This window comes from Okeania sp. SIO2C2, from assembly GCF_010692625.1.
Classification (GTDB): domain Bacteria; phylum Cyanobacteriota; class Cyanobacteriia; order Cyanobacteriales; family Microcoleaceae; genus Okeania; species Okeania hirsuta.
In genome coordinates, this window is sequence record NZ_JAAHGM010000026.1 from 63,735 (window position 1) to 70,737 (window position 7,003).

Below are 7,003 nucleotides of genomic sequence, written 5' to 3' on the forward strand. Positions count from 1 at the left end.
AATCTAATATTTTATTTTGGATTTTGAGGAAAAATAGCGTTTATCAGAAAAGCCAGAAAATTTATTATATAATAAGCAACTTGTACAAAAATTTTACCCATAAAATTAGGAAAAATGGAAGAAGATTTACCACAAATATCAAGTCCAGCAACAGTATTAATGGTGATTGATAATCAAATAGTTACTATAGAAATTGATGGTATAAATGCACCAATAACTGGAGGTAATTTTGTTGATTTAGTAGAACGAAATTTTTATGATGGTGTCAGATTTCATCGCATCGAAAATCAACCACAATTTTCATTAGTTCAAGCAGGAGACCCTTTCAGTAGAAATCCAGATATTCCTTTGGAACTTTTAGGAAGTGGTAATTTTGTCGATCCACTAACAAATGAAACTCGATTTATTCCTTTAGAAATTCGGCCGTTAGGACTTGGGCAAGAAATTATTTACAATCAAATAGTTTCTCCTCCATTACAACTGCCAAATGTAGTAGGTGCAATTGGAATGGCTCGTATAGAGGTGTTAAATTCTGCATCTTCTCAATTTTATATTTCCCTGGATGATTTACCAGTATTAGATGGTAGTTTTGCCATATTTGGTAATGTAATAGATGGGTTAAATGTTATAGAAGAAATAGAATTAGGCGATAGTATTACTGCTGCGAGAGTTACTCAAGGAATAATCCCTAGTCGAGTTTCACAAATTATTACTGATACTACTCTGCTCAATAATTTTATTAATATTGTTAATCGTGCCAATATTCCATTACCTATTGATTTCTTTCAAGTTTTAACAGAAGGAGATGATATTTTTCCAATTTCTACAGAATTATCTCAAGAAGTATTTGGTGTTTTAGGATTAGAAGGAAATGATGAAATTACAGGTTCAATAGTTAATGACGTAATTAATGGTAATCAAGGAGATGATAGTTTAGATGGTGGAGATAGTTCCGATTATCTTCGGGGTGGAAAAGGGTTTGATTTATTATCTGGTGGTCCTGATAATGATATTCTCAATGGTAACTTAGATAGTGATACTTTATTTGGTGGTAGAGGAGATGATTTTTTACGTGGTGGTAAAGATAATGATGTATTAACTGCTGGGGAAGGAAATGATATTTTAATTGGTGATGCTGGTACGGATAATTTGGCTGGTGAAGCAGGTGCAGATACTTTTATTTTGACATTAATAGAAAATGAAGAAGATAATGCAGATATAGTAGCAGATTTTAATTTTTTAGAAGGGGATAGAATCGGTGTTTCGGTACAAATATCTTCCCTATCTTTTACTCAAGAAGGAAATAATACAGTTATTCAATTAGAAGGTGAAACAGAGGAAGATAATATAATTCTTGGTACTGTGAATAATTCGACAGCAGAGGATGTGAGAAGTGCCAGTTTCTTTTTCGATTTTACTACTATTTCTGTTCCTGATGCACTGCCTTTTGGAGATGCAGCTTTGAGAATTGGATAATTGAATTTATGGAAAAGTTTATTAGTAGAAAAAGAGGAATATAATATCAAGTATTTTAGTTTTAACTAGAGCTGTTTTTATTTCTTATGCTTTACTGTACAAGAATGAAAAAAATATAGGTAGTGCTCAACAATGATTAAAAGAAGTTTATCCTCATTTTCAATTGACCTTCTTCCTGTACTTAAGCAGTTTTGTCGCCAACAAAATTTAAGGATAGAATATAATAAAGTAGCAAATTTTGGAAAAATAAGGAGCTAATTAAGAAATGGACGAAGAAAAAAGTACCGCAGAATATTTAGAAGAGCTAGAATTAGCTGATTTAGAAGGTCAAGAAATTACAGTGGAAATGGTGGTACAAAAGGTATCCCAGGAAGAAGAAGAAGAAGAAAATGAAAATGAAGAAGAGGAAAATGAGAATGAAGAAGAGCGTGGTGAGAAAGAAAAAATTACTGTTACACTCAATTCCGCCGCTGCTCCAGTCACAGCAGCTAACTTTGTCGATCTGGTAGAGCAAAATTTCTATGATGCTCTGGCATTCCATCGGTTTGTGGATGGTTTTGTAGTTCAAGGTGGCGACCCCCAGGGAAGAGATGAGAATTTTTTAATTGAAGATTTAGGATCGGGGAAATATATTAACCCTGCAACAGAAGCACCGCGGGAAATACCTTTGGAAATTCAAGTTGCAGAAACAGGTGAAATTGTCTATAACGAAGTAGTTGCCGATCCAGTAGAGTTATCCCATGAAGCAGGGGTAATTGCTATGGCACGCTCTGAAGCACTAGATACAGCTTCTTCTCAATTTTACTTCACCTTAGATGATGTTGCCGATCAACTGGATGGGGGTTATGCAGTATTTGGTGAAGTGAGCGAAGGTTTTGATTTTGTGCAAGAGATTCGAGAGGGCGATCGCATTCTTGTAGCTAGGGTAGTTGACGGAGATATATCTAGTAGAACTTCAGAGATAGCTACTGACTCAGATTTACTCAATGATTGGGTTAATGCGGACAATGAAGTGAAGGTATCTTATGTTCTTGCTATGGATATGGATGAAGATACTGAAAATGAGGATAGTAATGCTGATTCTGCTCAGGATGATAATATTATTGAGGCATCTACAATAGACAACGATATCCTTGCCAGTCAAATTACGCAAACTGTTGATGAAGAAGTTGAAGGAGAAGTTGAAGGAGAAGGAGAAGGAGAAGGAGAAGAAAATTCAGACAGTGAAGATGATGATGAAGGTGATGATGAAATAGCTAGCGCTGTTGATGAAGATGAAGACTCGGAAGAAGGAACTGAGGTAGCTGAAAATGATGACGGTGAGAGCGTGCTGGATATAGATGTTGCTGGTTCTTCTTTCACAACCGCCATTGGAACAGAGAGTGATGATGTTATTGATGTTCTCGAAATAAGCGATGCTGATACTGATTCATCTTTCGCAATTATGGGTTTGGAAGGTAACGATGAAATATCTGGTGGCAATGGTACAGATATCCTGAGTGGAAATGAAGGTAATGATATAGTTAGCGGTCGTGACGGTCAAGACTTTCTGCGAGGAGGAAGAGGAGGTGATACATTAATAGGTGGCAAAGGGGATGATATTATCATTGGCGATTATGGTATTGATATCCTGACTGGTGGTTTAGGTGCAGATAGTTTTATTCTGCGAGCTGATATTGTTGATGGCATAGATGAAATAGACCAAGCTGACAGGGTTACTGATTTTAATGTTGCAGAGGGCGATCAAATTGTCGTGGTTGCTAATTTCATTCCTTCTGAAGGATTAACTTATGAATTATTCGATGGTGACACAGTAATTAGACTGTCCGACAGTGGATTTATATTAGGAGTAGTTTCAGATACTTCCATAGAAGATGTTGAAAATAACATTTTTGCAGTACCTGAGACTGATTATGCTCTTCGTCTTGGTTAAGGAATGGTAAAATTAAAAGAGTTATTTAGTTCGCTAGACAATTTCTAGATATTATGATTATGTTTAAAGTTGTACTAGCGAATTTTATATTGTATTGATTTTGAATAAAGTTTCTTTTTTATAGTAGAAGGAAGAAGTTTGATTATTTATATTCTGTTGTTTGAGCTGTTTCATAAGTCAAATACAGTAATGGCACTATAGCAAGGAACGAGTTGATTAGGACATAGACTGATGATGAACCTTACCCAGGGAAATGCTTTTCCAATATTCCATCACGCCTAGTGCGCTACCAGGTGCGTTTGCCGCCAAAGCTGGGTTGCGCCACTGTTCCCTATTGTCTGCTATACATACCAAGTATAGTTGATCGAACAAATTGATAATTTTTTCCTGTTCTGGTATTTTCTACTTTCAGAGGTTCAAAAAAATCTAATTTAAGTTCAATCAAAATAACGAGATATGATGAAATTTTTAGCCGCTATTACCTTAGTCATTTCTTTAATTTATTTTAGTTTATCCGCACCAGTTATAGCAGCTAATTCTGAAGATATTAATCATCTACTACAAGATAATTGGTGCGTATCATTTTTATGGAAACAGTGCGATTTAAGTGAGATAGATTTACATGAAACTAATTTAAACAATGCAAATCTTTCGGGTGCTAATTTAACTGCTGTAAATTTTCAGGGTGCAGATTTGAATGGTGCTGACTTTTCGGGAGCTAATTTAACAGGAGCTAATTTAACAGGAGCTAATTTATATAGAGCAGATATTAATCGGGCTAATTTAATAAATACAAATTTAAGTAATACTCGTTTGTTGGAAGTTGATCTAACTTTAGCAAATTTAAGTAATGCCAATTTAGTTAATGCTAATTTATCAGAAGCAAGACTGTGGGGAGCAAGTCTAGAAGGAGCTAATTTAAGCAATGCTATTCTCCGTGGTACTAACTTAGAATATGCCAATCTTGCTGATACTAATTTGAGTGGAACAGATTTTCATAGTTTCTCTTTCCGGGGTTATAAACAAGAAACTAATTTAAGTAATGCTAATTTGGAAGGTGCAATTATTACTGATGTAGATTTAAATGGAGTAATTCTGAGAGGAACAATTATGCCAGATGGCTCAATTAATGAGTAATATTATGTCAGGTTGAATAGTTATAAATAACGAGGGAGGAGTCAGGAGTTAGGAGTCAGGAGAAAGAAAGGATAAAAGTGCGAATTATCTGGGGAAATTCCGGCATTTTATGTCTGCATTGAATGGAAGTAGAAAGTGCGATCAATGTATAACCGGATTTTAGATCAGGAGTCAGGAGGGAAGAAAAAGGAAGAGGAGAAGAAAGTTTTTGATCACGCTATTATCCGGACATGATCTAATTGGTAATTAGACAAATTTAATATCAGATATGATGGGTAGGTTTTTTTTAGGTAATATCATGTTCGGACGGGTCAGTTATAATAAAATTTAAGGACTCCGGGTATCGACAGTACCAAACAAATACTTAAATTATCAATACCCCCAATACGAATATTTGTTCTTTTTCTCCAATATTTCCTCCTGACTCGGTCGTTCCCCTCCTGGGAGGGGGAGGGGCGAGGGGTGGGTTGACTCCTGAGGACTCACAACAGTCATTTATAAGTATTCAACCGAACATGATATAAATTCTGGAAAAATCAGAAAATTATATTCACTCAACCTACCCCTAAAATAGCTAGACTTAATTTATCTATCAATTTTTGTCATTCTCACTGGAATACAACCAGAATAATCAGAACAATTTCTCATTTGCCAATTACCACGACGACCTGACTCAACATAAAAAGTATCAGGTTGATAAGCACGGTTGATCGCATTACTACCAGGATAAGTAGGTCTACTACCCTGAAGAGTATAACCATTAGCATCTGGAACCATATTCATTTGTTGTTCGGCATAAACTTTTCTACCATTTGGCCCAGTGACATTGACAATCATTGTTCCAAAATTTCCATCCATTCTTAAACGTCCCCTGTGTAACCATCCATTTACTTTCCATTGCAAATTCCACACTCCATTCATCCCTTCGTTGATTACATCTGGACTTACACTTTTTTGCCGTATTGGTTCTGCAAAAGCAACTTTTGTGGGAATTATAGTTGCAAATGATAAAGAAGTAGCAGTTAAAGCAACTAAACTAAGGCTAATAATTTTATTTAGGTTTGTTTTAATAGTCATAGGAAAAATTCTCCTGAAATTCAGTGACTTATTTCTTTTTTATACTTCTAAGGTTAGATAGTAAATTCCGGAAAAACCACAGGCAACTCATTCAGAATTTGGAGAGGTTTTAGGTACAGAAAAAGCAATTACTATTTGGCAAGCAATATCCGATCTACCTCAAGTAGGAATTGGGGAAAAAGTAGGGATTTTTGATTATGATAAATTGCCTGAATTTGCATATCAAGTTTGGGCAAGAGTTGGGAGTAAAAATGTAGAAAACCACACAACTCAAAATCATAGTCAAAGAGTTTTAGAAAAAATTAGCTCTGTTCCTATGGGAGAAGGAATGAAAGTATTTATAGATAAGTATGAAGAGAATAAAGTAACTTATTGTGGAGGATATAGAAGGGCAAAAAAGCATATACCTTCTTATACTGTTTATTGGACAAGAGGAATGACTTCTATTCATCCTGAAGAAAATATAGCAATCCTAAATAGGTCGTGACAAATCAAAAAGTAAATAAAAAAACTGAAACTCTTACCTGTTCCCTGTTCCCAGTTAAGTTTTCCCTAAAAAGCAGTAAGATTTTTGACACGAATAAAATAGGATTGCTATAGATTTTTATCTCCTAGAGAATGCGCTCGTATTCAATCTTTTCCTGATTGCTTTATTTTTAAGGGTACAACAATTGAAAACTACACACAAATTTGTAATGCTGTACCACCACTTCTAGCAAAAGCATTTGGTTGCTACATCATTAAAGTTTTAACAGGTGCAGAAATTAATCCTATTCCTTGGCAGTTCTCTAGTAGGGATAATCATCAAAACTACAGAGGGAAAGTTGATAGCAAAAGTGAGGATAATAATTTTCCAATTCAGTTAAAATTACCGTTTTAAATTAGACATCTCCACCAAATCAGGGAATAGGGAGAATTAATTGATAATTTATGGATGAAGAATTTTTCTTAAAAGAGGGAATAGGAAATACTCATTGATTTGAGACAAATATCTTGATTATTTTTCTTTTTTCCCTCTTCCTTCTTCCTTCTTCCTTCTTCCAATTCAGTTAAAATTACCGTTTTAAATTAGACATCTCCACCAAATCAGGAAATAGGGAGAATTAATTGATAATTTATGGATGAAGAATTTTTCTTAAAAGAGGGAATAGGAAATACTCATTGATTTGAGACAAATATCTTGATTATTTTTCCTTTTTCCCTCTTCCTTCTTCCCTCTTCCTTCTTCCAATTCAGTTAAAATTACCGTTTTAAATTAGACATCTCCACCAAATCAGGGAATAGGGAGAATTAATTGATAATTTATGGATGAAGAATTTTTCTTAAAAGAGGGAATAGGAAATACTCATTGATTTGAGACAAATATCTTGATTATTTTTC

Annotated in this window: 6 protein-coding genes and 1 pseudogene; 5 read left to right on the plus strand and 2 right to left on the minus strand. The window is 34.6% G+C overall.

Going from position 1 to position 7,003, the window contains the following annotated elements:
- Positions 1-114 precede the first annotated feature (114 nt).
- Both F6K18_RS20475 and F6K18_RS20480 read left to right on the plus strand, forming a co-directional pair.
- Positions 115-1,476: a peptidylprolyl isomerase gene (locus tag F6K18_RS20475; protein ID WP_287523430.1), complete on the plus strand. Its 1,362-nt coding sequence runs from the start codon at positions 115-117 to the stop codon at positions 1,474-1,476.
- Between the two features lie 265 nt (positions 1,477-1,741).
- A complete protein-coding gene (locus tag F6K18_RS20480) occupies positions 1,742-3,409 on the plus strand; it encodes a peptidylprolyl isomerase (protein ID WP_287523432.1) in 1,668 nt (555 codons plus the stop codon).
- Positions 3,410-3,625: 216 nt separating this feature from the next.
- Here F6K18_RS20480 and F6K18_RS20485 read toward each other — a convergent pair whose 3' ends face one another.
- The gene (locus F6K18_RS20485) at positions 3,626-3,781 is read right to left on the minus strand and encodes a hypothetical protein (RefSeq protein WP_287523435.1); all 156 of its coding nucleotides are present in this window, start codon (positions 3,779-3,781) and stop codon (positions 3,626-3,628) included.
- A gap of 84 nt (positions 3,782-3,865) precedes the next feature.
- On the opposite strand from F6K18_RS20485, the gene F6K18_RS20490 reads away from it, so the two are divergent.
- Entirely contained in the window at positions 3,866-4,546 is a 681-nt protein-coding gene (locus F6K18_RS20490; RefSeq protein WP_287523438.1) for a pentapeptide repeat-containing protein, read from the plus strand.
- 585 nt (positions 4,547-5,131) lie between these two features.
- Here F6K18_RS20490 and F6K18_RS20495 read toward each other — a convergent pair.
- A complete protein-coding gene (locus tag F6K18_RS20495; RefSeq protein WP_287523440.1) occupies positions 5,132-5,623 on the minus strand; it encodes a hypothetical protein in 492 nt (163 codons plus the stop codon).
- 205 nt (positions 5,624-5,828) lie between these two features.
- On the opposite strand from F6K18_RS20495, the gene F6K18_RS20500 reads away from it, so the two are divergent.
- Entirely contained in the window at positions 5,829-6,110 is a 282-nt protein-coding gene (locus tag F6K18_RS20500; RefSeq protein ID WP_287523442.1) for a hypothetical protein, read from the plus strand.
- A gap of 120 nt (positions 6,111-6,230) precedes the next feature.
- Positions 6,231-6,503, plus strand: a pseudogene (locus F6K18_RS20505) (DNA cytosine methyltransferase); the annotation flags it as partial.
- Positions 6,504-7,003: the final 500 nt, after the last annotated feature.

Bases quoted from the DNA above. Each gene is read 5' to 3' on its own strand.
- F6K18_RS20490 (WP_287523438.1), top strand. From the start codon at position 3,866: ATGATGAAATTTTTAGCCGCTATTACCTTAGTCATTTCTTTAATTTAT.
- F6K18_RS20480 (WP_287523432.1), top strand. From the start codon at position 1,742: ATGGACGAAGAAAAAAGTACCGCAGAATATTTAGAAGAGCTAGAATTA.
- F6K18_RS20495 (WP_287523440.1), bottom strand. From the start codon at position 5,623: ATGACTATTAAAACAAACCTAAATAAAATTATTAGCCTTAGTTTAGTT.
- F6K18_RS20475 (WP_287523430.1), top strand. From the start codon at position 115: ATGGAAGAAGATTTACCACAAATATCAAGTCCAGCAACAGTATTAATG.